Annotated in this window: 34 protein-coding genes; 24 read left to right on the top strand and 10 right to left on the bottom strand. The window is 42.4% G+C overall.

The features are described 5' to 3' along the window. Nucleotides 1-19: 19 nt before the first annotated feature. From dynA to AU387_RS18915, 4 genes are all read left to right on the top strand, one after another. Nucleotides 20-3,601, top strand: a complete 3,582-nt coding sequence (gene dynA / locus AU387_RS18925) for a dynamin GTPase (protein ID WP_059336599.1) — start codon at nucleotides 20-22, stop codon at nucleotides 3,599-3,601. A 64-nt stretch (nucleotides 3,602-3,665) separates the two neighbouring features. Then, the gene (locus AU387_RS18920; RefSeq protein WP_044155446.1) at nucleotides 3,666-3,923 is read left to right on the top strand and encodes a YpbS family protein; all 258 of its coding nucleotides are present in this window, start codon (nucleotides 3,666-3,668) and stop codon (nucleotides 3,921-3,923) included. Nucleotides 3,924-3,997: 74 nt separating this feature from the next. Then, complete coding sequence (locus tag AU387_RS20865; protein WP_003230761.1) at nucleotides 3,998-4,144, top strand: hypothetical protein; 147 nt, start codon at nucleotides 3,998-4,000, stop codon at nucleotides 4,142-4,144. Between the two features lie 98 nt (nucleotides 4,145-4,242). Next, nucleotides 4,243-5,130, top strand: coding sequence for a 5'-3' exonuclease (locus AU387_RS18915; protein WP_059336598.1), 888 nt, complete (start codon nucleotides 4,243-4,245; stop codon nucleotides 5,128-5,130). Between the two features lie 8 nt (nucleotides 5,131-5,138). On the opposite strand, the gene sspL is transcribed toward AU387_RS18915, so the two are convergent. Genes sspL through AU387_RS18900 form a run of 3 tightly spaced genes read right to left on the bottom strand, consistent with a single transcriptional unit; the run spans nucleotide 5,139 to nucleotide 6,396 of the window. Further along, entirely contained in the window at nucleotides 5,139-5,267 is a 129-nt protein-coding gene (gene sspL, locus AU387_RS18910; protein ID WP_010334670.1) for a small, acid-soluble spore protein L, read from the bottom strand. Nucleotides 5,268-5,308: 41 nt separating this feature from the next. Next, complete coding sequence (locus AU387_RS18905) at nucleotides 5,309-5,707, bottom strand: reverse transcriptase-like protein (RefSeq protein WP_024121805.1); 399 nt, start codon at nucleotides 5,705-5,707, stop codon at nucleotides 5,309-5,311. Next, nucleotides 5,707-6,396 (bottom strand): queuosine precursor transporter, encoded by a 690-nt coding sequence (locus tag AU387_RS18900; RefSeq protein ID WP_024121804.1) that lies wholly within the window; start codon nucleotides 6,394-6,396, stop codon nucleotides 5,707-5,709. The genes AU387_RS18905 and AU387_RS18900 overlap by 1 nt, the downstream gene beginning before the upstream one ends. 82 nt (nucleotides 6,397-6,478) lie before the next feature. Between AU387_RS18900 and AU387_RS18895 the strand changes: the two genes are divergently transcribed. Both AU387_RS18895 and AU387_RS18890 read left to right on the top strand, forming a co-directional pair. Then, nucleotides 6,479-7,159, top strand: coding sequence for a ribonuclease H family protein (locus tag AU387_RS18895; RefSeq protein WP_059336685.1), 681 nt, complete (start codon nucleotides 6,479-6,481; stop codon nucleotides 7,157-7,159). Next, nucleotides 7,152-7,334, top strand: coding sequence for a zinc-finger domain-containing protein (locus AU387_RS18890; RefSeq protein ID WP_024121802.1), 183 nt, complete (start codon nucleotides 7,152-7,154; stop codon nucleotides 7,332-7,334). Before AU387_RS18895 ends, AU387_RS18890 begins: the two co-directional genes overlap by 8 nt. 26 nt (nucleotides 7,335-7,360) lie before the next feature. Here AU387_RS18890 and AU387_RS18885 read toward each other — a convergent pair whose 3' ends face one another. Further along, nucleotides 7,361-7,630 (bottom strand): DUF2564 family protein, encoded by a 270-nt coding sequence (locus tag AU387_RS18885; protein WP_044155453.1) that lies wholly within the window; start codon nucleotides 7,628-7,630, stop codon nucleotides 7,361-7,363. Between the two features lie 156 nt (nucleotides 7,631-7,786). On the opposite strand from AU387_RS18885, the gene degR reads away from it, so the two are divergent. Then, on the top strand, nucleotides 7,787-7,969 hold the full coding sequence (gene degR / locus AU387_RS18880; RefSeq protein ID WP_010334663.1) for a transcriptional regulator DegR: 183 nt from the start codon (nucleotides 7,787-7,789) through the stop codon (nucleotides 7,967-7,969). A gap of 43 nt (nucleotides 7,970-8,012) precedes the next feature. On the opposite strand, the gene cspD is transcribed toward degR, so the two are convergent. From cspD to metA, 4 genes are all read right to left on the bottom strand, one after another. Then, nucleotides 8,013-8,213: a cold-shock protein CspD gene (gene cspD, locus AU387_RS18875; protein WP_003230776.1), complete on the bottom strand. Its 201-nt coding sequence runs from the start codon at nucleotides 8,211-8,213 to the stop codon at nucleotides 8,013-8,015. A 15-nt stretch (nucleotides 8,214-8,228) separates the two neighbouring features. Beyond that, nucleotides 8,229-8,384, bottom strand: a complete 156-nt coding sequence (locus AU387_RS21675) for a hypothetical protein (RefSeq protein ID WP_157722699.1) — start codon at nucleotides 8,382-8,384, stop codon at nucleotides 8,229-8,231. A 76-nt stretch (nucleotides 8,385-8,460) separates the two neighbouring features. Continuing rightward, nucleotides 8,461-9,609 (bottom strand): diglucosyl diacylglycerol synthase, encoded by a 1,149-nt coding sequence (locus AU387_RS18870; RefSeq protein ID WP_044155455.1) that lies wholly within the window; start codon nucleotides 9,607-9,609, stop codon nucleotides 8,461-8,463. 230 nt (nucleotides 9,610-9,839) lie between these two features. Further along, complete coding sequence (metA, locus tag AU387_RS18865; protein WP_024121799.1) at nucleotides 9,840-10,745, bottom strand: homoserine O-acetyltransferase MetA; 906 nt, start codon at nucleotides 10,743-10,745, stop codon at nucleotides 9,840-9,842. 352 nt (nucleotides 10,746-11,097) lie between these two features. On the opposite strand from metA, the gene AU387_RS18860 reads away from it, so the two are divergent. The 11 genes from AU387_RS18860 to AU387_RS18810 all read left to right on the top strand — a co-directional run bounded on the left by AU387_RS18860 (nucleotide 11,098) and on the right by AU387_RS18810 (nucleotide 20,173). Next, nucleotides 11,098-11,580 carry a glutathione peroxidase gene (locus AU387_RS18860; RefSeq protein ID WP_059336597.1) on the top strand — a complete coding sequence of 161 codons (483 nt, stop codon included), beginning with the start codon at nucleotides 11,098-11,100 and terminating at the stop codon, nucleotides 11,578-11,580. Between the two features lie 31 nt (nucleotides 11,581-11,611). After that, on the top strand, nucleotides 11,612-12,217 hold the full coding sequence (locus tag AU387_RS18855) for an HD domain-containing protein (protein WP_059336683.1): 606 nt from the start codon (nucleotides 11,612-11,614) through the stop codon (nucleotides 12,215-12,217). Nucleotides 12,218-12,276: 59 nt separating this feature from the next. Next, a complete protein-coding gene (locus AU387_RS18850) occupies nucleotides 12,277-13,407 on the top strand; it encodes a conserved virulence factor C family protein (protein ID WP_059336596.1) in 1,131 nt (376 codons plus the stop codon). Nucleotides 13,408-13,699: 292 nt separating this feature from the next. Beyond that, entirely contained in the window at nucleotides 13,700-15,376 is a 1,677-nt protein-coding gene (gene ilvD, locus AU387_RS18845) for a dihydroxy-acid dehydratase (RefSeq protein ID WP_044155461.1), read from the top strand. A 105-nt stretch (nucleotides 15,377-15,481) separates the two neighbouring features. After that, nucleotides 15,482-15,916, top strand: coding sequence for a bacilliredoxin BrxA (brxA, locus tag AU387_RS18840; RefSeq protein ID WP_024121794.1), 435 nt, complete (start codon nucleotides 15,482-15,484; stop codon nucleotides 15,914-15,916). A gap of 39 nt (nucleotides 15,917-15,955) precedes the next feature. Further along, nucleotides 15,956-16,741, top strand: coding sequence for a class I SAM-dependent methyltransferase (locus AU387_RS18835; RefSeq protein ID WP_044155464.1), 786 nt, complete (start codon nucleotides 15,956-15,958; stop codon nucleotides 16,739-16,741). Between the two features lie 259 nt (nucleotides 16,742-17,000). Continuing rightward, complete coding sequence (locus AU387_RS18830; RefSeq protein WP_059336595.1) at nucleotides 17,001-17,615, top strand: YpjP family protein; 615 nt, start codon at nucleotides 17,001-17,003, stop codon at nucleotides 17,613-17,615. A 17-nt stretch (nucleotides 17,616-17,632) separates the two neighbouring features. After that, nucleotides 17,633-18,166: a phosphatidylglycerophosphatase A family protein gene (locus AU387_RS18825; protein ID WP_003230797.1), complete on the top strand. Its 534-nt coding sequence runs from the start codon at nucleotides 17,633-17,635 to the stop codon at nucleotides 18,164-18,166. A gap of 85 nt (nucleotides 18,167-18,251) precedes the next feature. After that, a complete protein-coding gene (locus AU387_RS18820; RefSeq protein WP_010334650.1) occupies nucleotides 18,252-19,046 on the top strand; it encodes a thymidylate synthase in 795 nt (264 codons plus the stop codon). Continuing rightward, nucleotides 19,043-19,552 (top strand): dihydrofolate reductase DfrA, encoded by a 510-nt coding sequence (dfrA, locus tag AU387_RS18815; RefSeq protein ID WP_044155468.1) that lies wholly within the window; start codon nucleotides 19,043-19,045, stop codon nucleotides 19,550-19,552. Before AU387_RS18820 ends, dfrA begins: the two co-directional genes overlap by 4 nt. After that, on the top strand, nucleotides 19,553-20,173 hold the full coding sequence (locus AU387_RS18810) for a lysophospholipid acyltransferase family protein (RefSeq protein WP_059336594.1): 621 nt from the start codon (nucleotides 19,553-19,555) through the stop codon (nucleotides 20,171-20,173). Between the two features lie 32 nt (nucleotides 20,174-20,205). Here AU387_RS18810 and trhA read toward each other — a convergent pair whose 3' ends face one another. Together trhA and AU387_RS18800 are read right to left on the bottom strand one after the other, a co-directional pair. Further along, nucleotides 20,206-20,847, bottom strand: a complete 642-nt coding sequence (gene trhA / locus AU387_RS18805; RefSeq protein WP_044155470.1) for a PAQR family membrane homeostasis protein TrhA — start codon at nucleotides 20,845-20,847, stop codon at nucleotides 20,206-20,208. A gap of 23 nt (nucleotides 20,848-20,870) precedes the next feature. Further along, nucleotides 20,871-21,875 (bottom strand): sigma 54-interacting transcriptional regulator, encoded by a 1,005-nt coding sequence (locus AU387_RS18800; RefSeq protein ID WP_059336593.1) that lies wholly within the window; start codon nucleotides 21,873-21,875, stop codon nucleotides 20,871-20,873. 250 nt (nucleotides 21,876-22,125) lie between these two features. Here AU387_RS18800 and ilvA point away from each other — a divergent pair, with 250 nt between their 5' ends. The 6 genes from ilvA to ypmT all read left to right on the top strand — a co-directional run bounded on the left by ilvA (nucleotide 22,126) and on the right by ypmT (nucleotide 26,133). Then, on the top strand, nucleotides 22,126-23,394 hold the full coding sequence (gene ilvA, locus AU387_RS18795; RefSeq protein ID WP_044155473.1) for a threonine ammonia-lyase IlvA: 1,269 nt from the start codon (nucleotides 22,126-22,128) through the stop codon (nucleotides 23,392-23,394). A 90-nt stretch (nucleotides 23,395-23,484) separates the two neighbouring features. Continuing rightward, complete coding sequence (locus tag AU387_RS18790; RefSeq protein WP_044155475.1) at nucleotides 23,485-23,736, top strand: DUF2535 family protein; 252 nt, start codon at nucleotides 23,485-23,487, stop codon at nucleotides 23,734-23,736. A gap of 149 nt (nucleotides 23,737-23,885) precedes the next feature. Next, nucleotides 23,886-24,467: an SCO family protein gene (locus AU387_RS18785; RefSeq protein ID WP_024121784.1), complete on the top strand. Its 582-nt coding sequence runs from the start codon at nucleotides 23,886-23,888 to the stop codon at nucleotides 24,465-24,467. Nucleotides 24,468-24,544: 77 nt separating this feature from the next. Next, on the top strand, nucleotides 24,545-25,312 hold the full coding sequence (locus AU387_RS18780) for an SGNH/GDSL hydrolase family protein (protein WP_059336592.1): 768 nt from the start codon (nucleotides 24,545-24,547) through the stop codon (nucleotides 25,310-25,312). 9 nt (nucleotides 25,313-25,321) lie between these two features. Continuing rightward, nucleotides 25,322-25,885: a YpmS family protein gene (locus AU387_RS18775; protein WP_059336591.1), complete on the top strand. Its 564-nt coding sequence runs from the start codon at nucleotides 25,322-25,324 to the stop codon at nucleotides 25,883-25,885. 11 nt (nucleotides 25,886-25,896) lie between these two features. Continuing rightward, nucleotides 25,897-26,133 carry a protein YpmT gene (ypmT, locus tag AU387_RS18770; protein WP_059336590.1) on the top strand — a complete coding sequence of 79 codons (237 nt, stop codon included), beginning with the start codon at nucleotides 25,897-25,899 and terminating at the stop codon, nucleotides 26,131-26,133. The last annotated feature ends 14 nt before the right edge of the window (nucleotides 26,134-26,147 follow it).

Raw genomic sequence — 26,147 nt, 5'->3', positions numbered from 1 at the left:
CACAAAGGGGTTCAGACTTATGACAGAACGCAGCAGACAAGAACTTTTGTACAAAACTGGGGCACTTTATGAACAATTGATTGAGAACCAGGATGAAAAAAGGGCGGCTAAACTGGCTTCAGTTGTTAAAAAAGCCGCAGATGAAGAAATTTATATCGCGTTTACAGGGCATTATTCAGCGGGGAAATCGTCATTGCTGAACTGCCTGTTAATGGAGAATATTCTGCCGACAAGTCCAATTCCGACCAGCGCTAACCTTGTTGTGATCAGAAACGGAGAAACGCGAGTTCGTCTTCATACAACAGACGGAGCGTGTGCGGAGCTGGAGGGTGCCTATCATAAGGACAAGGTGCAGCAATATTGCAAGGATGGGGAGCAGATTGAAACCGTAGAAATTTTTGACCGGTATACTGAAATCGAACCAGGAGTTGCGTATATTGATACCCCCGGGATTGACTCAACAGATGAAGCTCATTTTTTATCGGCGGCATCTATTCTTCACCAGGCAGATGCGCTGTTTTACGTCGTTCATTATAACCATGTCCACTCTGAGGAAAATGTACTGTTTCTTAGGTCAATCAAAGACAGCATTCCGAATGTCTATTTTATCGTTAATCAAATTGACAGACATGATGAGACCGAGACACGCTTTGAAGATTACAAAGCGCAAGTGGAGGAGATGCTTTGCCAAGAAGGCATTCCAAAGGATGCACTCTTTTTCACGTCGGTGACGGATCCGAATCACCCATTCAATCAAATCGGTATCCTGCGAAAAGAGTTAAAAAGAATCGAACAGCAGTCAAAAAGAAATTTGCATTCCATTACTGAACAAAAAGTACAGAATTTACTGAGAGAGCACACAGAGATGCTCATGAAAGAGGATACGGACAGTCCAAGTTCCGGAGAACAGCTTGAAAAGCAAGCACGGCTGGTGGATTCCCTGCAGCTTCAATCAACCGAAGCAGCAAATAAACCGATTAAGGCAGAAAGCACGATGCAGGAGGAAGTCAATCGAATTTTAAGAAACGCTAATTTGACGCCTTTTGAAATGCGTGAACTGGCAGCGGCTTACTTAGAATCACGTGAGCCCTCTTTTAAGACCGGTTTTTTCTTTTCTAAAGCAAAGACTGCACAGGAAAGAGAAAAAAGGAGAAATGAGTTTTTCTCTGATGTGAAAAAAAGAACGGAAGCTGAAGCGGATTGGCATATCATAGATATTTTGCATAAACTCGCCAAGGGATTTGGTATTCAATCAGCTGAAAGTGAAAAGCTGATCCAGGCTTATCGCACGCCGCTTAATATTGATATCATTGAACGCGCAGTCAAGCAAGGTGCAGCATTTTCTTCTGAATATGTCTTGCAATATACAAAAGATTTGGCAGAGCTGATCCGTAAAGAGGCGAAAGCTGAAGCGTCAGACATCATCAAAACACTTACCGCCACGGTAAAAGAGAGTACTTCTAAAGTACAGGAATCGATCAATGGCCGGCTCGCGCAGGAATCGGAAAAGCTGGCTTATCTTCAGGAACAGGCCAGTCATGAACAACATGCCCGTGAGAAAGCTGACCGGATGTGGGCGATCTGGGAAGAGAAGCCTGCAAGTCCAATAAACATAGATCCGGACTGGTTTAGAACGAAGAAAAAAAAGGTCGAGGCTCCAGAACAGAAACAAAGCCAAGCACAGCATATAAAGCAGCAGACGCTAAAAACGAAAGTGAAAAGCGGGAAAGAGCTCCCGCTTCAAGATCAGATAAAACGCTTTTACACACTGTCTGATCTATTGGGCGGATATCGTATGCTGTCCAAACAAACCTCAGCTTTTCGTGAAAGGATTAAAAGGCTGGAAGACCGAAAATTTACACTTGCTCTATTTGGCGGATTCAGTTCAGGAAAATCCTCATTTGCCAATGCGCTGGTTGGTGAAAGAGTGCTGCCGTCATCACCGACACCGACAACAGCAACGATTAACAAAATAACGAAACCGGTAAATGGCAAATCCCACAAAACAGCGGATGTCATGTTTAAGACGGAGGATGACATAACGGCTGAAATCATGCAGCTCACAGGAATGCAAGAGGAACCACAAGGACGGTCATTTGCGGAAAAATGGAAAAAGGCAATCAAAAAAGAGCGTCTGCAAGAAGAACAAATCAACATGATCAGTCATTTCCTGCTTGCATATGAAAAATATCAGCAATATATTCAGGCCCAAAAGATATTAACCATTCCGCTCTCCGAATTAAAACCGTATGTAGCTGAGGAGACAACGGCTTGTGCTGTAAAGGAAGTGACCGTTTATTATAAAAGCCCGCTGACTGAAAAAGGGATTACGATCGTTGATACACCTGGAGCCAGCAGTCTGAATAAACGGCATACAGAACTTGCGTTTCAATATATCAAGGATGCCGATGCGTTTTTTTACATGACCTACTATCAGCATTCTTTCTCGAAAGGAGACCGCTCTTTTTTACGGAAGCTGGGACTCGTGAAAGAATCGCTCAGCATGGATAAAATGTTTTTTGTCATTAATGCCGCTGATCTTGCGAAAGATAAAGCAGAGCTCGAAACGGTCACGGATTATGTCAGATCAGAGCTTTTAAAAGAAGGAATACATGGTCCGCAGCTCTTTTACGTGTCAAGTAAAGAAGAGCTCTTAGGAAAACCGGAAACGTATCATAATCAGTTCTCAAAAGTAAGAGCACATTTAGACCAGTTTATTGAGGTCGATGTAAAGAAAGCGGCTGCGGCACAGCTTAGCTCAGAAGCAGACAAACTATGTGAGACGGTCGTACAGCTTCATCAATCTCAGCATCAGTCCAAAGAAGAAAAGGAAGCGCAAAAACAGCGCCTTCTGTTATCGTTTGAGCGGGCAGCTGCTGATATCAAGGAACGCCGCAATTCAGAAACCATTATTGAGAAAGTAAAAAAGGATACAAGGGAGCAGCTTTATCACATTACACAGCGTTTGTCCTTTTTTGCGAATGATTTGTTAAAATCAGCGTTTCATCCGGGTCTTCAAAATGGAGATTGGAAAAAGAATATCAGTGCGGCGATGAAAAGCGCATTACATGATTATCAATTTGAATATATTCAGGAGATCAAAACGCTCGACATTCGAATGAGCGGTTTCATCGAACGGCATATCACTGAAGAGTGGCTGGAAAGCTATCAAAAAACATTGGAAGAAGACGGATATTTCTCCATTTATGCGGATGATCAGCTTTCTAACAGCATACAGCTCAAAGAAGTTGAACCTGAAATCGATGAACGTGCCTTTGAACAGGAGCAAAAACAAATCAAATCTCCGAAGCAGTTTTTTGAACAGAAAGGAAAAGCAGGCTTCATTGAAGCAGTGCGGACGAAGCTTATGAAAATAACGGAGGCCTGGATTAAAAGCGAAGAAGAAAGCCTTATATCTCATTATGCTGAATATGTCAGACACCAGCAGTATGGAATGGCGGAAAAAGCATTGGCGCAAATAGAGGGCCAAAGAGATACGTATGTAAAAGGATACGCAGAAGGGGAACATGTGAAAGAGATAGAAAATGCATATCAAGCATGTATTTCTTGGCAGAGAACAGGCGATACAATCAAAATGTAAAAATTCAGTTGGCTTGCATTTCAAGTCATGATAGACTAAATAGAAAAAGCGAGATGAACGATTGATGTCAGAGGTACATAAAGCAATTTCTGCACATTCTGCAAAACAGCACGAGCATATTAAAACATTTATGCAGCTTGAACACCTTCGTGAAATGGCGATTGAAGAAGCTGTTGCTAAATGCAAAAACGATGAGCCATTTTCAACAGATGCCATTAATGAAATTACAGAAAAGATGAATCAGCTGGCCAAGAAAGGTATCGTACCGACTAGACGTCTGGTATCAAAAGAAATGGTCAAAGAATACGTCAGCCGCACATAAGCTGGATGATCCTGCCTCGAGTGCAAATCCTCCGTTACGCGCATACTATATGTATCCGACGTAAGGGGGGATTTATGTTGGGCAGAACAAAGCTGGGTAACAGAAATGCACAGGCCAATAACAATGCCAAAAAGAAAAACGGGTTTCAAACCCATTTCGACTCTTACGCAGGACGCGAAGCTGAAAAGCTGATTGCCAGCAATAAAAGACACAACGATTAATGTAACCGCAAAACAGTATCTCTATACAGAGATACTGTTTTTTATTTTTGCGGCACTTATGGTAAAATAGATCGACTGATAGAAAAAGGAGTTATCATATGAAAAATAAATTATTGCTTGTTGACGGCATGGCTTTATTATTCAGGGCATTTTTCGCCACAGCCGTGCATCGCAACTTTATGATAAATGACAGCGGGGTTCCGACAAACGGCGTTAACGGATTTTTGAAGCATTTAATCACAGCCGTGGAAACATTTCAGCCTACACATGTTGTATGCTGCTGGGACATGGGGAGCAAAACGTACCGGAATGATCTGTTTCAGGATTATAAGGCGAACCGAAGCCAGCCGCCGGTTGAGCTGATCCCGCAATTTGATCTGGCAAAGGAAGCGGCCGCTGAACTTGGCATCATGAATATTGGCCTTGCCGGGTACGAAGCGGATGATTGTATTGGAACACTTGCAGCTTTGTTTTCTGGAGAAACGGATATTACGATCGTAACAGGCGACAGGGATTTACTTCAGCTGTTAACGGACGAAGTAAGCGTTGCGCTGCTTCAAAAAGGAATCGGCAATTATAAAATGTATACAAAAGATGTATTTTATGAAGAAACAGGTGTCCTGCCAAAGGCTTTAATTGACATCAAAGCGCTGATGGGCGATTCCAGTGATAACTATCCCGGAGTAAAAGGCATTGGAGAAAAAACCGCGTATAAACTGATCCGTGAATACGAAACAATTGACCGCTTGCTGGAGAATCTGTCTCTTCTTCCAAAGGGACAGCAGGGGAAAATTCAGCAAGGTTTAAGCGACCTGGAAATTTCGAGGAAGCTTGCTGAGATTAACTGCTCTGTGCCGTTAGCCTGTACGCTGACAGAAGCCGTTTTTATATTGAAAATGGAGCAGGCGGCTGTCATGCTTCGCCGCCATCAGATCAAAGGAATAGAGCGTATGCTTGAAAAACTGAACGCTAGAGAGATCGTTTAAGATCTTCTCTAGCGTTTTGTATTGCTTTTTTTAGCTCTTTCCTCAAGCTCTGTTTTAGGGTCATTATGCGTATTTCCTTCTAAATCGCCTTGCGGGGAAACACCGCCGGTCAGCCGGCCCTTATCTTTCTTTTTCATGTTTGTTCACCTCATCAATAGGATGAACCATTCAGCTTGATTTAATTCTTATCATTCATCCGAATCGCTTCTTTTGCCAGCTGGTCGGCTTTTTGGTTTTGCTTTCCCGGAATCCATTTGATGAAAAAAAGAGGGAAGGCCATTTTTAATCGGATGATTTCTTCGACAAATGACTGAAACGCTTTATTTTTCACGATTTCAAGATCGGCTGCGCGTTCCACGATATCCGAGTCAGTTCGAAAGGAGACCGATTGATACCCGCGCGCTGCACACAGTTTCATGCCTTCAATTAACGCCAGAAATTCCGCTTCCTGATTGGTATGCATTCCAATTGGAATCGAGAAAGATTCTGCTTTTCCTTCATGTTTGATAAAAATGCCGATGCCTGAAGGCCCTGGATTACCGGCGCTCGCTCCGTCAACATATATTTCAGTAGGCATCATGTACTCCTTTCGTCACTCGGAATCATTTTTTTCGCCGCATAAGCATATGGCAGCGAAATCAGAGATACCGCAAACTTAATCAAATATGTAGAAATAAAAATATGAAGCCAAACATCCGCCGGATATGTGCCGAAAAAAGCGACTCCGGTAAAAATGAATGTATCAAACAGCTGGCTGACTGCTGTACTGCCGCCGTTTCTCAGCCATAGAAGCCGATCGGAAGGAAATATCCTTCTAATTGCCGAATATACATAAACATCCAGTGTTTGGCTGAAGATAAAGGCAAGCAGACTTCCCAAAGCAACTCTCGGGAGAAAACCGAAAATCGTTTCCAGTGCTGTTTGTGAAATATCGCTCGAAGCGGGTTCGAAAAGCAGAACGCCCTGCATAACAAAAGTCAGTGTCAGGAGAGTCGAAAACCCGAGCCATACAGCTTTTCTCGCTTCAGCTGGCCCATATTTTTCATTCAGCACATCTGTAGCAAAAAAGATTGTACCGTACATCACATTCCCGAGCGTTGCTGTTAAGCCAAACAGTTCAACCGTTTTGACGACTTGAAGGTTGGCACAGACTGTTGCAAAGCCGATCCACACAAATAAACCCATTTTGCCAAATCCTTTATAAAATAAAAGAACAATGATAAAATGAATGATCGCAAAAAAGATCCAAAAAGAGTTATTAAACAAAATGAAGAAGCTTCCTTTCCGGGTTAAGAATGGTTTGATTATAGCACAAGCCCGGCAACTAATGAATGGTAAGGTGATTATATTGAATCTCAGACCGCACATGAAAATAGAAGCAAAAGGGACAGGGCCTGTCTCGTTTTTGGGCGAAAACTGGCTGACTGTTCAGGAAGCGCGTATGCTTGCGAGGGAACTCAGCCGTTTTCCTTATATGAAAGAATTTGAATTCGAAGATGAGAAGGGCGGCAGCTGGACGCTGAAGGAATTAGAAAAGCTGACTGAGGAGCTTGCGCATGAACCTGATGACATTACCGTTTATTTTGACGGCAGTTTCGATAAGGAAAGCCAGCTGGCCGGGCTCGGAATCGTCATTTATTATACATTGGGAGGGACGCGCCACCGCTTAAGAAAAAATAAAAGCTTCCGCCTGAAAACCAATAACGAAGCTGAATATGCCGCTCTTTATGAAGCAATAAGAGAAGTAAGAGAGCTCGGAGCTAGCAGAAATTCAATCACGATCAGAGGAGACTCTCTTGTTGTGCTGAATCAGCTTGACGGCAGCTGGCCTTGCTACGATCCCTCCCATAATGAATGGCTGGATAAAATAGAAGCGCTTCTTGAGTCACTAAAGCTGAATCCGACATATGAAACGATACAGCGGAAAGAAAATCAGGAAGCTGATGGCCTCGCAAAAAAAATCCTATCTCATCAATTCGTAGAAAGCCACATGAAATTAGACTGTAACGGAGATGACAATATTGGATAAGAAAGCTATATATAAGGAACTGACAGAACTGCAAGATGAATATTGCAAAGACTGTTTTATTAAGAAGCAGTTTCGCAAGGAGTTTGGCAAAACATATGCACATTCATTTTGTATCAATAAATGTACAGTGGGTGAAAAGCTTAAATCATATGGAGATGTCTTAACCAAGCACTAAAAAATAAAACCGCAGAAGCTGCGGTTTTATTTTTGAAATTCATCCAGCTGATGCTGACAGGCATCTAACAGCTGCTGTTGCTGCTGTATAAATTCAGGATCATCAAGAGCTGCCAGTTCTTGAGACAGTGAAAGCTCTCTGGCGTCCTCGATGGCTTGGTATGCGGAATTGAGTACTGTTGAGCTTCGGCCTCTTGTAGCGGCACCGGTTGTTTTCTGCGCTGTTTCCACCGCTAGCTCCAGCTGCCGTTTATCGGTAAATCCAGTCTGATCCTCTTCATGGAATTCTGAGTTCACAAAAAAACACCTCCGCAACTATTTTGCAGAGTTTTTTATAATTTATGTGCCAAAATAGAAAATAAAATAAAAAATAAGCCGATATAACTATTGAACCTGAATGAGTAGGTCTGTTTTACTATTTGAGGTATCTTGGTAGAGAAGGGGAACACAGCTATGGATGATAAAGACTTAAAATCAATCCTTCACAAAACATTTATAGAAATATACAATGATTTAGAAGAACTTGCGGATATTGCGAAAAAAGGAAAGCCGTCAATGGAAAAGCATATTGAAGAGATTGAGCAGAGGTGCAAACAAAATATTTTAGCGATCGAAATTCAGATGAAAATCAAATAGGAGAGGCATCTGCCTCTCCTCTATTTGTCAACTTGTATTGAGTTTAGAGTTTTACAACATTAGAAGCTTGAGGTCCACGATTACCTTCGACAATTTCAAAAGAAACTTCTTGTCCTTCTTCTAATGATTTGTATCCATCTCCTTCGATAGCTGTGAAGTGAACAAATACATCGTCTCCGCCTTCTACTTCAATGAAGCCGAATCCTTTTTCGTTGTTGAACCATTTTACTTTACCGTTTTGCATATTGCTTAATTCCTCCTAGTACTGTAGCACCCATGTGCTAAAAAAAATTTTGTCATCATTTAACTTCGTTGCGTTGTTAAATGATGGTTCAACTATACACCATCTGGCAGCACGCGTCAAGTTGCGAAACTGCTTATTTTTCAAAAAAAGGGCACATTTCTCAAAAAAAATGTAACCGCTTTTACGAAAATGTGGATGTAAATAAAAAGAGCACACGATTTTTCGTGTGCTCCTGCAAGAACATCAGTTAAGAAAGCGCCTTGGCTTTTTGTTTGGTCGTCATCATTTCTGATTCCTTCAAAATATCCTCCAAAATCACTTCAGAGGAGTGTGCCAAATGAAGACTCTTAATATTTTTCTTCATTCGCTGTAAGGTATCTTCATCTGAAAGAAGGGAGGTGACAGACTCGAGAATCTCTTCATGCCGGTTCACGACAATGGCAGCTCCGCGGTCCTCAAAGAAATTTGCATTTTCTTTTTCTTGTCCGGGTACTGGTTTGTACAGAATGACAGGCACGCCGATAGCAGTGGCTTCTGTCAAAGTAATGCCGCCTGGTTTTGTAATCATGCAATCTGTGACCCGGAAGAGCTCGTCAATTCGCTCTACATAGCCGAGAACCTTTAAGTTATCGCCGTTTTCTGCTTCAAGTATGCTCAAGGATTCTTTTAAAGCCGTATTTTTTCCGCATACGACCACCACTTGCACCTGATCATCCATAACAAGGTTTTCGCACAGCTCTTTTACGTTCTTTAATACACCGTGTGCGCCAGCCATGATGAGCAGCACTTTTTTGTCAGGCGAAAGATCGTACTTTTTATAAATCGGCTCAACCGGCAGAGATTCTTCGAATTGAGGCCTGATCGGAATTCCCGTAATTTTCACGTTGCTGGGATGGGTCCCGATCTCAATCAGTTTTTCCTTCACATAATCTGTTGCTACATAATATTTATCCACATTTTCGTGAACCCAAATTTTATGAAGGCAAAAATCAGTCATAACGTTGAAGGTAGGAATAACTCTTCCTGTTCTCCGTCTGTATTCGGGTACGACGATCATCGGAAATGTATTAATAATGATGTCGGGCTGATGTTCATCAACAAGTTCGCCCAATCGTTTATTTCCCATTTTAAAGTAAATATTAAATTTACGTTTATTATAGATTTTGTCAACTCCGTAATAAAACAAACGATAAAACTGTTTTCCGATTGAGAAGCTTTTTAAATAAAGGTACTGAGTTACCTCTGAAACAATCGGATTTGACTCTTGATACAAATTAGAAACTGTTACATGCTGAAAGCCGAGACGTACACATTGTTCATAAAGCGTTTTGGCTACCTGTACATGTCCATTTCCGTAATTTGCAGTCAAAATTAATACTCTTTTATTGGTATTCAAGTAAATTCACCTCAATGTAATCAACAACAAGCAAGCTTCATGCATCGTAAGGAGTTATTGTCTATACATAAACATAACACAAATACATAATCGAATTATTAATGCAGTGAAAAAATTAAACTAATTTTAAAAGATTCGGATTCCAGTATTTTTAATTTTTGTTATACGCATACTGAATCAGATGTATTTTATCATATTTTTTGCTCAGCGTATCACTTTAAAAAGAAAAATTAGTCCCATTCATAAGGAGTTTCTTGGTAAACATAATAATTAAGCCAGTTCATAAACAATAATGTCGCATGTGCTTTCCAGCGATTGACAGGTTCTTTGCTGTCTTCTGCGAAATAATGTTTCGGCGCCTCGACAGTCGAAAGGTTTCGTTCCAGATCTCTTTCATACTCTTGAAGCAACGTATTTGTATCATATTCAGGGTGTCCTGTTAAAAAGACTTGTTTTTCGTCTTTTGACACAATTAAGCAAACCCCAGCTTCCTTTGATGCAGTAAGAATGTTTAACTCGGGCACTGCTTGCAGTTGTTCCATATTTATATCTGTATGCCGGGAATGCGGCACGTAGTATAGCTCGTCAAAACCTCTTACCAATCTTTCGTGCTTGGAAAGAACAGTATGTTCAAACACACCAAAGATTTTTTTCGGCATTTCAGTTTTTTCCACGCCATAATGATAATACAAACCTGCCTGAGCACCCCAGCAAATATGCAAGGTTGACGTGACATTCGTTTTGCTCCATTCCATAATCTCTTTGAGCTCCTCCCAATAAGAAACATCTTCAAACGCCAAATGCTCGATCGGCGCACCGGTGATGATCATGCCGTCAAATTTCTTATGACGGATATTGGAGAATGTCGTATAAAACTCATCAAGGTGTTCCCTTGCTGTATTTTTCGGTGTATGAGTGCTTGGGATTAAAAATGTAAAATGAACCTGCAAAGGCGAATTCCCAAGCAGTCTGAGCAGCTGAGTTTCCGTTTGGATTTTTTTCGGCATTAAATTTAAAATAATAATTTTCTGCGGCCGGATATCCTGATGAAATGCTCTGCTTTCATCCATTACAAAGATATGTTCACTCTCAAGCACCTGTTTTGCCGGCAGGTGTGTAGGTATATTAATAGGCAACGTGCCACCTCCATCATTTCCCCGTTAATTTTCTTCATTATAGGAATTTTCCCGCCAATTTTCAATCTATCTATAAGGGTTTGAAGGGGAACAGCAGAAAATACTATATAATAAACGCAAACATATGACTTTTGGTTTCACTGTAATGAGTTTTCCAGGTGTCATGCAATATATAGAATAATAGCTCCTTCTCAAGAGATGTTTCTGTCCATAAACAAATGATCGATGAGGGAAGAACATCCGTTAAACACGATGTCTGTACAATTGATAAACCTAGAGCTTCCGTTTTGTTTTGAAACAGGAAAAAAGGTAAAATAATCACAGCACTCAGGTTCATTAGGAGGGAATTTCAATGTCTATATACAATATGAGGGTACGCACCATTACAGGCAAAGACATGACACTTCAGCCATTTGCCGGAAAGGTGTTGATCATTGTTAACACAGCCAGTAAATGCGGTTTTACTCCTCAATTTAAGCAGCTTCAGGAGTTGTATGATACATACCAGCCGGAGGGCCTGGAGATTTTAGGGTTCCCCTGCAATCAATTTATGAATCAGGAGCCTGACGACGAGGAAGACATACAGGAATTTTGCGAAACAAATTACGGCGTTACGTTTCCCATGTTTTCAAAAGTCGAGGTGAACGGAAAAAATGCCCACCCGCTTTTTGCGTTTTTGACAGACAATGCGAAAGGCATGCTTGGAACAAAGGCGATCAAATGGAATTTCACTAAATTTGTAGTGGACAGAAACGGAGAAATAGCCGGCCGCTATTCACCAAACACAAATCCGAAAGAGCTGGAAGACGTTATTACGAAGTTATTAGGACAATAAAGAGGGTGTTTTGGTGAAGGATCGAAAACTGATGCAGACAGAGCAAATCAGGACATGGGTCAAATCTGTTCTGAGCGGGGAAAGCACGGGTCATGATTGGCTTCATGTGTCAAGAGTTGCAGAGCTTGCTTTAAATATTGGAAAAAAGGAGAATGCGAATTTGTTCATCGTTGAAGCGGCAGCCTTGGTTCATGATTTGATTGATGTGAAGCTGCCTGACGCCATCAGGCTTTCAGTCAGTGAGGTGGACGAACGGCTGGTTTCTTTAGGAGCCGGAAAAGATGAGGCTGAAAGAATTATTCACATTATTACTAGAATGTCCTTTCGGGACAGGGAAAAGCTCGGAAAAGAACCGCTTTCACTTGAGGGGAAAATCGTACAGGATGCTGACAGGCTGGATGCAATCGGCGCAGTTGGTATAGCACGGACGTTTATGTTTGCGGGAGCAAAGGGACATAGCCTTTATGGAAATGATAAGAGTGCCTATGCCCACTTTTTCAGCAAGCTGCTGCTCCTAAAAGATATGATGAATACAGATACCGCAAGAGAAATGGCTGACGAGAGGCATAAATTTATGCTTCATTTTGTCAGTCAATTAGGAAAAGAAATTCCCGGAATTGATATTGAAACATCGTAATAGAAGGCGCGGGGCGACTATGTTAGAATAAGTCACAGATAGGCTATAGGAGGACAATCATGAAGATAAAATCAATTGAACCGACGCCAAGTCCGAATACAATGAAGGTCATCTTAACGGAAGAGCTTCCGGCGGGCAAAAGCAATAATTATAAACCGGATCAGGCAGAAGGCGCCCCGCCTGTTGTCGTGGAAATCCTAAATATTGAAGGAGTTAAAGGGGTATATCACGTTGCCGACTTTCTTGCGGTTGAACGGAACGCCAGATATGACTGGAAAGACATTTTACCGCAAGTCCGGACGGCGTTTGGAATGGAGAGCGCTGAGAGTGCAGAAAACCGCTCGGATCAGGAGTCATTTGGAGAAGTGAAAGTTTTTGTACAGATGTTCAGCGGAATTCCTATGCAAGTCAAATTGACAGATGGTGAGCGTGAAGAGCGGTTCGGGCTTCCTGACCGTTTTCAGCAGGCGATCTTAAAACTCAGATCTGAAGCGTCAAATGTTGTGTTTGAACGAGCTTGGAAAGAACAAGGCGTCAGATTCGGCGATTTTACTGAAATCGGCCATGACGTGACAGAAGAGCTTCAGGCCGCTTACAGTGATGAAAGGCTGAAACGGCTAACGGAAGCAGCGGCCCAAGGTAAAGGTGAAACGAAACAAACGGCACAGCGCAAAACCTATAAAGTAACGCTTGACATGCTGGATGATGAGGACTGGAAGCAGCGGTACGCACACTTGGAGCAGATGGATCCGAAAGAAGAGGACATCCCCGTTTTGCAAAAAGCATTGGATGATCCGAAGGTGTCCATCAGAAGACAGGCTGTTGTGTATTTGGGAATGATTGAATCACCTGATGTTCTTCCTCTATTGTATAAGGCGCTTGAGGATAAGTCTGTATCGGTGAGAAGGACGGCTGGAGACTGCCTTTCTGATATCGGCGACCCTCAAGCCATCCCTGCGATGATAAAATCGTTAAGCGATTCAAGCAAGCTGGTCCGCTGGCGCGCCGCTATGTTCCTTTACGAAGTCGGTGATGAAAGCGCGATAGAAGCTTTGCGGGCTGCTGAAGATGATCCGGAATTCGAAGTCAGCCTTCAAGTGAAAATGGCGCTGGAACGAATCGAACATGGGGAAGAGGCAAAAGGTTCAGTCTGGAAACAAATGACAGAGAGCAGAAAAAAAGGCGAATAAAAAAGAAGATGAAGGTGCAGATCATGCACCTTTTTTGTTTGAATTCACTTTTTATAAAAATTATTTCGAATATTGTTGAAAAATAGTCAAAAACTATATATAGTAAGTAACAATATTAATAGTTGGAGGGTTCACATCGACATAAAGCTATATAAATATAAAAACATGAATCAAACAACCGAGGAAAGGGCGGCCTGAAATCATGCGATTTAGAAAAAACGGCCCACAAATAAACTGAAAATTGTTAAAATAAAATTCAATCTAACAATTGAGACTATTTAGGAGGATCACCATGGCAGAATTACGCAGTAACATGATCACACAAGGAATCGATAGAGCACCGCACCGCAGTTTGCTTCGCGCAGCAGGTGTAAAAGAAGAGGATTTTGGCAAACCGTTTATTGCGGTTTGTAACTCATATATTGATATCGTTCCCGGTCATGTTCACTTGCAGGAGTTTGGGAAAATCGTAAAAGAAGCAATCAGAGAAGCCGGAGGCGTACCGTTTGAATTTAATACAATCGGTGTAGATGACGGAATAGCAATGGGGCATATTGGAATGAGATATTCGCTCCCGAGCCGTGAGATCATCGCGGACTCAGTGGAAACTGTCGTATCAGCGCACTGGTTTGACGGAATGGTCTGTATTCCGAACTGTGATAAAATCACGCCGGGAATGCTTATGGCGGCTATGCGCATCAACATTCCGACCATTTTTGTCAGCGGAGGACCGATGGCGGCAGGAAGAACAAGCGACGGCCGCAAAATCTCTCTTTCTTCAGTATTTGAGGGAGTCGGTGCTTATCAAGCTGGAAAAATCGGCGAAAGCGAACTTCAAGAATTAGAACAGTTCGGCTGCCCGACATGCGGATCTTGCTCGGGAATGTTTACAGCAAACTCAATGAACTGTCTGTCAGAAGCGCTTGGATTGGCTTTGCCTGGTAATGGAACCATTCTTGCGACATCACCGGAACGAAAAGAGTTTGTCAGAAAATCAGCTGCGCAATTAATGGAAACCATTCGCAAAGACATCAAACCGAGAGATATCGTTACAGTAAAAGCGATTGATAACGCGTTTGCGCTTGATATGGCGCTCGGCGGTTCAACAAATACTGTACTTCATACGCTTGCCCTTGCAAATGAAGCTGGCGTTGAATACTCTTTAGAACGCATCAATGAAGTCGCAGAGCGCGTGCCGCATTTGGCCAAGCTGGCGCCTGCATCTGATGTATTTATTGAAGATCTTCATGAAGCGGGCGGTGTGTCTGCAGCATTGAATGAGCTTTCTAAAAAAGAAGGAGCACTTCATTTGGACGCGCTGACAGTTACAGGTCAGACGCTTGGAGAAACCATTGCCGGACATGAAGTGAAGGATTATAACGTGATTCATCCGTTAGATCAGCCATTCACTGAAAAGGGCGGCCTTGCCGTATTATTCGGAAATCTGGCTCCGGACGGCGCTATCATCAAAACCGGCGGCGTACAGAACGGAATTACGAGACACGAAGGGCCCGCTGTCGTGTTCGACTCTCAGGATGAGGCGCTAGACGGCATTATCAACCGGAAAGTAAAAGAAGGCGATGTCGTCATCATTCGTTACGAAGGGCCAAAGGGCGGGCCGGGTATGCCTGAAATGCTTGCACCTACATCACAGATTGTCGGAATGGGGCTTGGTCCGAAAGTAGCGCTGATTACAGACGGGCGTTTTTCCGGAGCATCACGAGGCCTTTCAATCGGACACGCATCACCAGAGGCAGCAGAAGGCGGACCGCTTGCCTTTGTTGAAAACGGCGATCATATCATCGTTGATATTGAAAAACGCATCCTAGACGTTCAAGTGCCGGAAGAAGAATGGGAAAAACGAAAAGCGAATTGGAAAGGCTTTGAGCCAAAAGTGAAAACCGGCTATTTAGCCCGTTATTCTAAACTCGTGACAAGTGCCAATACGGGCGGTATCATGAAAATCTAGACATCAGGATCACATTCTCTTATTTTAAGACGTGAACATTTGAAATCCGGCTCTCTCTATAGTATCCTTTACTTCAGATGAAGGATAATAGAGGGGGCTTTTTTTATGTCAATGGCTTATGAAGAATATATGCGCCAGCTTGTCGTTCCGATGCGCCGCGAGCTGACTGGGGCCGGTTTTGAAGAATTAACAACGGCAGAAGAAGTGGAGAATTTTATGGAAAAGGCAGAGGGCACAACTCTCGTAGTCGTTAACTCTGTTTGCGGCTGTGCGGCTGGTCTTGCGCGTCCTGCGGCAACTCAGGCAGTCCTGCAGAACGACAAAACACCTGACAATACGGTGACAGTATTTGCGGGCCAAGATAAAGAAGCCACTGCAAAAATGAGGGAGTATTTTACAGGCCAGGAGCCTTCTTCACCGTCAATGGCTCTTTTGAAAGGCAAAGAAGTCGTGCATTTTATTCCGCGCCATGAGATTGAAGGGCACGAAATGGAAGAAATCATGAAAAACTTAACTGACGCTTTTGATGCACACTGCTAAATGCCCGTTTTCCGGGCATTTTCTTTTGGAGTATAGATCATGATTACAACAAGCTATAGACCGTCTGACCACACGATAAAGATCGCAAAAATGCTTTCGGAAGAGTTGGGTATACAATATTGCGACCGAAATAAACAAACGGTTGAAAATATGCTGAAGTCAGCTGAGCGTGATTTGCTCGTGATTGGAAAAGAGCGGTTCGAACTTTATACAAAACAAGGCGGTAAATTCTTTTTTCATCCGAATACAGCGATGTTCAGAGCTAAACGGTTTATGCGCGGCGAGCAAGAGCCAATGCTTCGGGCAGCCGGCTTAACGGCCGGAGATTCTTTTTTGGATTGTACGCTCGGTCTGGCTTCCGACGCTATTATTGCAAGTATGGCGGTTGGCGAAACCGGGTCGGTGATCGGGCTGGAAAAAAACAAGCTTGTGTCCGTTCTGGTGAATACGGGACTCCATTCATGGGAAACCGGTATAGAACAGCTTCAAGCTGCCATGAGAAGAATACAAGTGAATCATGCGGATTGCTTTGACTATCTAAAGCGGCTGCCTGACAAATCAGTAGATGTCATTTATTTTGATCCGATGTTTCATGAGCCTGTAGAGTCGTCTGATGGCATCGCGCCATTACGAGAGCTGGCTGAGGATTCTGCATTGGCCGACGGCTGCATCAAAGAAGCGGTGCGGGCAGCCAGAAAAAGCGTGGTACTCAAAGACCATTGGAAAAGCCCGCGCTTTAACCAATTTGGTTTTAACGTATTGAAAAGAAAAACAGCGCTTTTTCACTACGGTGTTATTCAAATCGCAAGCGAAACAAGCCCGTGAAGAACCTCACGGGCTTGTTTCTAATCGGTGACTTCCATGACGACAAAGTATAATAATGTTAAAAGTGAAACCGTTGCAAACAAAGCGTCAATCATGCGGAAGGCCTCCTTTCATATTATATTGTAAGCGTTTTTACACACGCGGCAAAGCAACAAATCTCCTAAATTGACTTAGAGCTTTATATAGTACATGACTTGTAAGTTCGACCTATGATAAAATAAGAGAAACATGACAATAAAATAGAGAGGAATAAGCAGTCATGAAATTGTGGATGAGAAAGACCCTTGTGGTTTTATTTACCATCGTAACGTTCGGGCTCGTATCTCCTCCGGCTGCTCTCATGGCAGACAAGCCTTCAGGACAGCCGAGCAGTCTTGAGCAGAATGATTACACCGCTTTTTATGATGAGCATGATCTGTACGATGATTATGAATCGGAAGACAGGCGAGACCCCGAATTACTTTTTAAATCGTACAAGGAACAGCTCCTTGACAGCGCTGAAAATCAGTCTTTTTTGAAATTTGGCAGCAAAATTGCTCCGGTCATTGAAGATGACTATCGGAAAGAGATTCTGCCGAAAATCGAAAACGTCATATGTGACTTTTTAGCGACATTACAAGATGACGAAGCGTATCAAGATGTTGTGATTTCAAGCAAGCCTTCAGCGGGGAAAACGGAGAAAATCTTTCACGTTTTTAATCGGACTACCGGAGAAGACCTCCTCAGGTTCCATGTGCGCAGAGACCACCCTCCGCATGACGGCTACTGGTTTAATTTTCATTATCATACAGCAGAAGATGGATTTCAATCACACCATGAGCTTGGGAGCATTTATTGGGACCGCAACACACCTCCCAACTGGATGAGTGCCTAAAGGAGATGCCATTAGATATGAAAAAGTACACAATGAATGAAATGGTCGATATAACAAAAGATATGCTGAACAAACGGGGCGTTATGATAGAAGATATTGCGCGTATTGTTCAAAAACTTCAGGAAAAATACAATCCAAATCTCCCGCTTAGTGTATGTATGGAGAATGTAGAAAAAGTACTGAACAAGCGTGAAATTATCCATGCTGTTTTAACTGGGCTGGCGCTTGATCAGCTTGCCGAGCAGAAACTACTTCCTGAACCGCTGCAGCATCTTGTTGAAACAGATGAACCGCTGTACGGCATAGATGAAATTATCCCTCTTTCAATCGTTAATGTGTACGGTTCGATTGGCTTGACCAACTTTGGTTATTTGGATAAAGAGAAGATCGGGATTATTAAGGAGCTCGATGAAAGCCCTGACGGCATCCATACGTTTTTGGATGATATTGTGGCAGCACTTGCAGCCGCAGCAGCGAGCAGAATTGCCCATACGCATCAGGATCTGCAAGATGAAGAAAAGGAACAGGACGAAAAGCCTGTTGTCAGCTGACTTATAAAAAAAATCATTTCTGGGTTCAGAAATGATTTTTTATTGTGTTACACTACTATAAGACTACTTTTAAAGGATGAATAAAATGAAACAATATAAAGAATTATGCCGACATGTTTTAGATCATGGTGAAAAAAAGGGCGACCGTACAGGAACTGGAACAATCAGCACCTTCGGCTATCAAATGAGATTTAATTTACAGGAAGGCTTCCCAATGCTGACCACAAAAAAACTTCACTTCAAATCAATTGCGCACGAGCTGCTTTGGTTTTTAAAGGGTGATACCAATGTACGCTATCTCCAGGAAAACGGAGTGCGTATTTGGAATGAGTGGGCTGATGAAAACGGCGAACTCGGACCTGTATATGGTTCGCAATGGCGTTCGTGGCGGGGAGCTGACGGAGAAACCATTGATCAAATTTCACGTCTTGTGGAAGATATTAAAACAAATCCGAACTCAAGACGTTTAATCGTCAGTGCATGGAATGTTGGTGAAATCGATAAAATGGCCTTGCCTCCGTGCCACTGCCTGTTCCAATTTTATGTATCTGACGGCAAGCTGTCCTGCCAGCTTTATCAGCGCTCAGCCGATGTTTTCCTCGGTGTGCCGTTTAATATAGCTTCTTATGCGCTGCTTACGATGATGATCGCGCATGTAACAGGGCTTGAGCCGGGCGAGTTTATTCATACATTCGGCGATGTTCATATTTATCAAAATCACATTGAACAGGTTAACTTGCAGCTGACCAGAGATGTCCGCCCGCTGCCGAAGCTTCGTTTTGCCAGAGAGGTTGATTCGATTTTCGGCTTTACGTTTGATGATTTTATCATTGAAGATTACAATCCGCATCCGCATATTAAAGGAGCGGTCAGTGTATGATTTCATTCATTTTCGCGATGGATGCCAACCGGCTTATCGGAAAGGACAATGATTTGCCGTGGCATTTGCCGAATGACCTTGCATACTTTAAAAAAATAACCTCAGGACATTCAATCATCATGGGGCGAAAAACATATGAATCAATTGGACGTCCGCTTCCGAATCGGAAAAATATTGTTGTGACTTCTGCACACGATTCAGAATTTCCCGGTTGTACCGTCGTCAGTTCAATAGAGGATGTGCTTCAGATTGCCTCAGATACTGAGGAATGCTTCGTGATCGGAGGCGCACAGCTTTACACGGCGCTGTTCCCTTACGCGGACAGGCTGTATATGACAAAAATTCATCACCGGTTTGATGGAGACCGCTACTTTCCTGAATTTGATGAGAGCAAATGGAAACTTGTTTCTTCTGAGCAAGGGACTAAGGACGAAAAAAATCCGTATGATTATGAATTTTTAGTGTATGAAAAAAAGAATGTATCATCTGAAGCGGGAGGATTTTAATTGATTCGCTACAGCTGTCTAGTGATTTACATTATGTATATGCTGTTAAAAAATATAAAACAATTGTTTAATCAAAGAATGCTGGATCCGCGTCTGTCATACAAAAAACAGATGACGCTCGTTTACGAGCAGCCAAAGGCATTTTTGGAAGGCTGTATCGGCATTTCAGGATCTGTCATCACCATTCATCAGCCAGAGCCGATACCGAGCGGTCCTGTTTTGTATGTGCATTCTCGTTTAGGATTGCCTGAACTTGCTTTGATTGCCGGGTATATTGAAGAACCAGCCGGATTTATCGCAAATCCCAAAGTGTTTCGTTTACCGATTATCGGACAATGGCTTGAACGGATGAATGTCATTCGAGAGAGCAGTTCAGAAATGGTATATGAAAATATTTTGACCCAATTAGAAAAAGGCCAAAGCATGATTCTTTCTTTAGATGGCTGTATCAATCCATTGGAACTTGCAGCCCGCTACAGCCTTCCGGTTGTAATGGTGGAAACGAAAGGAACCGATGAACTGCTGAAGGGATCGCTTGTTAAACGCTTAAAGCCAGCAGATATAGAAGTGTCATTTTCCAAGGCTTATATACCGGCAAGTGAGAAGCAATTACGGGCCTAAAAAAGCGCAGTCGCTGAGACTGCGCTTTTTCATTAGGATAAAAACGGCACTTTCACACAATAGAACAGCACGCAGAAAAACATCGCTGCACTCCCGCCTAAAACAAAGCTGTGCCAAATGGCATGATGGAAGGGGATCTTTCTCCAAATATAAAAGATCGTTCCGGCTGAATACAACAGACCGCCAAGTAAAAGAAGACTGAATCCAGCTCCTGTCAGTGAAGCATATAAAGGCTTAACCGCGATAATCATTAGCCATCCCATTAATAAATACATCAAGGTAGATAAAATGATAAAGCGTTTTACGAAGAAAATTTTGAATACGATTCCGCCAAGGGCTAGCGCCCAAACGATGATGAGCAGGGTGAAGCCGAGTGTGCCTTTTAACGGTCCAAGCAGAAAAGGGGTATAGGTTCCGGCAATCAACACGTAAATGGCGCTATGGTCAATAATCTCCAAAATATCTTTCGTCTTTTTGTGCTGAATGCTGTGAAGCAGGGTGGAGCTCAAATAAAGCAGCAGCATGGAAACACCAAATATGGTAAAACTGACGATATCCCATGCGGACCCGTAATTAGCCGCAAATATAATGAGAAACACTAATGCTGGTATGGATAAGAACACACCGATGCCGTGGGTAATGGCGTTGGCGATCTCTTCTTTTATTGTATACACGTACATTCTCCTCTCTTTAGCTGCTACATCATTTGTTTTTGCAGCGTTTCTAAAAAATTCAGCCCTTCTAAAGTAATTTTCGTGCCCGCACGTCCGCGGCTTTTTGTCACATACTCTTTCTTCTCCAAATAATCGAGACGGCTTCTGACCTGCTGCGGCGTTAAAGAGATTTGGCTGTTTTTGCTGCTTTCAGAGATGATCCGTCTGCTTGCCGGTTCGCCTTTTTCATTTAACACTTTTATGGTTTCCAAAATAAACAGAAACTCGGCTTTTTCCATTAAAGTCAGAAGCTTCGCTTTTTTCTTCGTCGTTTTTTCATTTAGCCCGTCCCGTATATACGGCGGTACGTCATACGGATGAATGGTTCCTCCGCTTGATACAGCCGCCATATAATCTGCAGCGTTTTTCAATTCTCTTACATTCCCATCAAAGGGATGCTGTTCAAGCAGCGGAAAGACTGAGGGATCAATTAACAATTGCTGCCCCGATTCCGAAAGGAAATACTGGGTCAAAAGGGGGATATCGCTTTTTCGCTCGGACAGCACCGGCAATGTGAGCGTTAAAATGTTCAGCCTGTAAAATAAGTCCTGCCTGAATGTATTTTCAGCAACATCTGTTATCGGGATTGCAGAAGCACAGATGATTCTCGGTTTTTCCCCATCTGAGTCAAGTGCTTCTAGAAGCTTAGCTTGTACAGAAACCGGCATACTCCATACGTCATTAAGAAAAAGTGTACCTCGGGCGGCTTTTTGAAACGCACCCAAGGCATCATCAGCGCCAAAAAGCTCGTATGCAAGGTTTTCTTCTGAATGGGTGCTGCAATTGATACTGATCAATGGTTCGCCGTTTCTTGAAGAGCCTTGGTGTATGGCTTGTGCAAAATGATCCTTGCCTGTTCCGACCTTTCCTGTGATCAGGACAGGAAGCTCTGATAGGGCGAACTGCATGGCGACTCGTTTTGTTTCGAGAAATAGTTGATGCTCTCCAATTAGATTATGAAAAGTGCAAGGTCGAGGTGCGGTAATCATTTATTGGCTCCTTTTGGTTCTAATTGGTTCTATTATAGCATGCCTTTCAGATGAAAACATCTTTTATCTTTAAGAAACTTTTTTCTTAGGCTGCTGGATACAGGTCACGCAGATGTTATCACGGTGCGGGGAACTTAGTATATGATTCATTTTTTTTATTTACTAAATAAAAATAATTGTCTTATTATTTGAATATTCATGTTATAATGGCATATTAAATAGGGATTTAAAACAAGAAAGGAATCTGTACATGAAACCGTTGCTTAAAGAAAACTCTCTCATCCAAGTAAAAGACATTTTAAAGGCTCATCAAAACGTGAAGGACGTTGTGACTCACACACCGCTGCAAAGGAATGACAGACTTTCTGAGAGATACGAATGCAATATTTATTTGAAACGAGAAGACTTGCAGGTAGTCAGATCTTTTAAACTCAGAGGGGCTTATAACAAAATGAAGCAGCTCTCTGACGAGCAGACTAAAAACGGAGTCGTGTGCGCAAGTGCCGGAAACCACGCGCAAGGTGTAGCGTTTTCGTGTAAACACCTGGGCGTTCACGGGAAGATTTTCATGCCTTCCACAACACCAAGACAAAAAGTGTCACAAGTTGAACTGTTCGGAAAAGGATTTATCGATATTATTTTGACAGGTGATACTTTTGATGATGCGTATAAAAACGCAGTTGAATGCTGTGAGCAGGAACACCGCACCTTTATCCATCCGTTTGATGATCCGGATGTAATGGCCGGCCAGGGAACTCTGGCGGTCGAAATTTTAAACGATATTGATACAGAACCGCATTTTCTATTTGGAAGTGTCGGGGGAGGCGGGCTTCTTGCAGGGGTCGGCACGTATATGAAAAACGTGTCTCCTGAAACCAAAGTAATCGCTGTTGAACCGGCGGGCGCTGCGTCATATTTTGAATCTAACAAAGCTGGACATGTCGTCACGTTAGATAAAATTGATAAATTTGTGGACGGAGCGGCTGTGAAAAAAATCGGTGATGAAACCTTTCAAGCGCTAGAAACCGTTGTAGATGACATACTTCTCGTGCCAGAAGGGAAGGTATGCACAGCCATTCTTGAACTGTATAATCAATGTGCGATTGTCGCTGAACCGGCCGGTGCTCTTTCTGTCGCGGCACTGGATTTATATAAGGAAGAAATTAAAGGGAAAAACGTAGTATGTGTTGTCAGCGGCGGCAATAACGATATCGGAAGAATGCAGGAAATGAAGGAGCGGTCTATGATTTTCGAAGGCCTTCAGCATTATTTTATCGTCAATTTTCCGCAAAGAGCTGGTGCACTCCGTGAATTTCTTGACGAAGTTCTTGGGCCGAATGATGACATTACACGATTTGAGTATACGAAGAAAAACAATAAAAGCAACGGACCGGCCCTGGTCGGCATTGAGCTTCAAAACAAAGCTGACTATGGACCGCTGATTGAACGGATGAATAAAAAAGCGTTTCATTATTTAGAGGTAAATAAGGATCAAGATTTATTCCATCTGCTGATCTGATTTTTTCGTCACAACCGCGCAAAATGACAGACAGCCCGGCCGGCATTGTATATAATAGAAGAAAACAATCAAAAAATGAGGATTGATAGCTTGTTACTCAAAAGCCTAGAGTTCAAACGCAGCGACGGGATTCAGGTGAAAGTGACAGAAATACCTGTGTTAAAGGAAGATGAACATTATTTCTTTATGATGAATCAGCATTTGCAGATCTACTTAAAAGAAGTGTTTTCATCAAAAAGCAGGACAAAAGTGTATTCTTTCCGACAATATATGAAGCGCCGGATGAAATGGACTGATTATCAGGCTGTTTTTCATCAAGAGGTGTTAAAACACAACGCGTGATACGCCGTTTATTCCTGTGTGTTCCCTTTGCTATGCCGCTCGCAGGCGGACAAAGGGGCGTGCAGGAATTTTTTTTGCGGGTATAGAATTAAACATAAAGGGTGAGCGCGGCATTTAGTAAGCGCTTTAAGCTGGAAAGGGTGAACGGCATGAAGATGATCAAAGGGTTGGCGGCGGGGCTGATTTTTCTGCTTTTGTGTGCCTGCGGAGGACATCAGATTAAGGATCCGCTTAATTACGAGGTGGAGTCTTTTACTTTTAAAAACCAAGATGGCAAAAATGTTTCTTTAGACAGTTTAAAAGGAAAGGTTTGGCTCGCAGACTTTATTTTCACCAATTGTGAGACCGTGTGTCCGCCGATGACGGCTCATATGACAGATCTTCAAAAGAAATTAAAAGCTGAGAATATAGATGTGCGTATCGTATCCTTTAGTGTTGATCCTGAGAATGATAACCCGAAGCAGCTGAAAAAATTTGCGGCAAATTATCCTTTATCGTTTGATAACTGGGATTTTCTAACGGGATACAGTCAAAGTGACATCGAGACGTTTGCGTTTGATAGCTTTAAAGCGATCGTGAAGAAACCTGAAGGCCAGGACCAGGTCATTCATCAATCCTCTTTTTATTTAGTAGGCCCTGACGGTAAAGTGCTGAAAGATTACAATGGAGTAGAAAATACACCATACGATGACATTATCGCTGATGTGAAAGCGGCTAGTAAACTCAAGTAATCTCGAAGACAAGGCATTTTCAAATCTCCTAAAACATGATACACTTTCCACTAGTAGAATGGGGAGGAGCAACAAGATTGAAACTGCGCATTTTTGCACTCATGGCCAGTTTGATTTTGCTTCTTACTGCATGTACGAGCATACGTACAGCATCTGAGGGAAAACAAAAAGCCCATGAACTGAAAACGAAGGAACACATTGTCATTGCCGCTGTCGGAGATTCGCTTACAGAAGGTGTCGGAGATCCTGAGGGCAAGGGATATGTCGGCAAGGTGGCGGATTCTATCCGGTCAAATGAGCAAGTCAAAAAGGTTGACGTTAAAAATTATGCCGTCAAAGGGAATCGTTCGGAAGATTTGTTAGAGAAACTAAAAGATAAAAACGTTCAAAAAGGCATAAAAGATGCAGATTATGTCTTTTTAACAATTGGCGGTAATGATCTGATGAAGGTCCTTCGTCAAAACTTCCTGCAATTAACCGTCGAACCGTTTCAGGAAGAGGAAAAGCCGTACGAAAAGCGTTTTAAAAAAATCATTTCAGAAATCCGCGCGCTGAATAATCACGCAGAGCTGATTTATGTCAGCATGTATAATCCGTTTACATTTACTTTATCTGAATTACAGGAATTAAACGGGGTAGTCACTGATTGGAACAATATTGCTCAAAAAGAGCTGAAAAAAGATAAACATGCAAAAATCATTAATATAGAAGACTTGTTCAATCAAAAAAGTGACAGTAAACGAATTTCTGAGGAAGATGATTTTCATCCTAATGGAACGGGTTATTCCTTAATAGCGAAGCGGGTCTATCAAGCAATTGAAAAAGAAGGATTACCGAAAGAGTAGGGTGAAATCATGAATAACTGGAAACGACTGTTTTTTATATTGCTTGCCATCAATATTGTGCTAGCAGTAGGATTTGTGACGCTGGTTATGCTGCCGGGCAAGCAAGCTGAGGTAGAGGATACCTCTAAAAGCGAGTACGGATTTCAAGTGACAAGCACAAAAGAATCCTTAGCTGCGTTTGTCAACTCATATTTAAACGAGAAAGCGTCAAATCAGCTTGATTACAAAGTGGATATCGATGATGATGTCCATGTGGCAGGGAAAATCAAAGCATTTTCCACGTCAATTGACGCGTTTATCGCATTTGAGCCGACCGTGAAAAAGAATGGCGATGTCGAGCTGAATGTAACGAAATTTTCCTTAGGGAAATTGAGTATTCCTATTAGCTTTGTGTTAAATTATATGGACAGCTTCTATGAACTTCCATCCTTTGTGCATGTTCATCCCGGCGATAAAAGCATTGAGGTTCGTTTGTCTGAAATGCCATTAACGAACGGTATGTATGTCAAAGCAGATACAATTAATTTAGAAAAAGATGAAATTGAGTTTTCCTATTACCATCCTAAACAATAGAGGTGACTGAAATGAAGCAGATTTACCAGTATTTCAGTTTGTTATCATTTACGTTTTCCCTTTACTTCGGCTGGCTGGCTTATCATCATCTGGCGGCTGAGGATATGGATCAAATGTACTTGAACATTTCGTACTGCGCATTGTTTTTGAGTGTGATGGTGTTTACATTTGGCATGAAAGACCGAAAAAAACCGATAAATCATGAAAAAAAGAGACATGCTGCACCGTCTCTTTTTTCATGCGGCTGAACGAAAATACAAAA

Origin of the sequence: Bacillus halotolerans (assembly GCF_001517105.1) — a bacterium.
GTDB classification, from domain to species: domain Bacteria; phylum Bacillota; class Bacilli; order Bacillales; family Bacillaceae; genus Bacillus; species Bacillus halotolerans.
The sequence above is the reverse complement of the archived record's forward strand: the minus strand, read 5'-3'. Positions and strand labels throughout refer to the sequence as shown.

Coding starts and splice junctions, on each gene's coding strand:
- AU387_RS18855 (WP_059336683.1), top strand. CDS start 11,612: ATGCAGACAGAGCAAATCAGGACATGGGTCAAATCTGTTCTGAGCGGG.
- cspD (WP_003230776.1), bottom strand. CDS start 8,213: ATGCAAAACGGTAAAGTAAAATGGTTCAACAACGAAAAAGGATTCGGC.
- AU387_RS18920 (WP_044155446.1), top strand. CDS start 3,666: ATGTCAGAGGTACATAAAGCAATTTCTGCACATTCTGCAAAACAGCAC.
- sspL (WP_010334670.1), bottom strand. CDS start 5,267: ATGAAAAAGAAAGATAAGGGCCGGCTGACCGGCGGTGTTTCCCCGCAA.
- dfrA (WP_044155468.1), top strand. CDS start 19,043: ATGATTTCATTCATTTTCGCGATGGATGCCAACCGGCTTATCGGAAAG.
- AU387_RS18915 (WP_059336598.1), top strand. CDS start 4,243: ATGAAAAATAAATTATTGCTTGTTGACGGCATGGCTTTATTATTCAGG.
- AU387_RS18800 (WP_059336593.1), bottom strand. CDS start 21,875: ATGATTACCGCACCTCGACCTTGCACTTTTCATAATCTAATTGGAGAG.
- AU387_RS18820 (WP_010334650.1), top strand. CDS start 18,252: ATGAAACAATATAAAGAATTATGCCGACATGTTTTAGATCATGGTGAA.
- AU387_RS20865 (WP_003230761.1), top strand. CDS start 3,998: ATGTTGGGCAGAACAAAGCTGGGTAACAGAAATGCACAGGCCAATAAC.
- AU387_RS18830 (WP_059336595.1), top strand. CDS start 17,001: ATGAAATTGTGGATGAGAAAGACCCTTGTGGTTTTATTTACCATCGTA.
- dynA (WP_059336599.1), top strand. CDS start 20: ATGACAGAACGCAGCAGACAAGAACTTTTGTACAAAACTGGGGCACTT.
- ilvA (WP_044155473.1), top strand. CDS start 22,126: ATGAAACCGTTGCTTAAAGAAAACTCTCTCATCCAAGTAAAAGACATT.
- AU387_RS18825 (WP_003230797.1), top strand. CDS start 17,633: ATGAAAAAGTACACAATGAATGAAATGGTCGATATAACAAAAGATATG.
- AU387_RS18835 (WP_044155464.1), top strand. CDS start 15,956: ATGATTACAACAAGCTATAGACCGTCTGACCACACGATAAAGATCGCA.
- AU387_RS18905 (WP_024121805.1), bottom strand. CDS start 5,707: ATGCCTACTGAAATATATGTTGACGGAGCGAGCGCCGGTAATCCAGGG.
- ypmT (WP_059336590.1), top strand. CDS start 25,897: ATGAAGCAGATTTACCAGTATTTCAGTTTGTTATCATTTACGTTTTCC.
- brxA (WP_024121794.1), top strand. CDS start 15,482: ATGTCAATGGCTTATGAAGAATATATGCGCCAGCTTGTCGTTCCGATG.
- degR (WP_010334663.1), top strand. CDS start 7,787: ATGGATGATAAAGACTTAAAATCAATCCTTCACAAAACATTTATAGAA.
- AU387_RS18785 (WP_024121784.1), top strand. CDS start 23,886: ATGAAGATGATCAAAGGGTTGGCGGCGGGGCTGATTTTTCTGCTTTTG.
- ilvD (WP_044155461.1), top strand. CDS start 13,700: ATGGCAGAATTACGCAGTAACATGATCACACAAGGAATCGATAGAGCA.
- AU387_RS18850 (WP_059336596.1), top strand. CDS start 12,277: ATGAAGATAAAATCAATTGAACCGACGCCAAGTCCGAATACAATGAAG.
- AU387_RS18860 (WP_059336597.1), top strand. CDS start 11,098: ATGTCTATATACAATATGAGGGTACGCACCATTACAGGCAAAGACATG.
- AU387_RS18775 (WP_059336591.1), top strand. CDS start 25,322: ATGAATAACTGGAAACGACTGTTTTTTATATTGCTTGCCATCAATATT.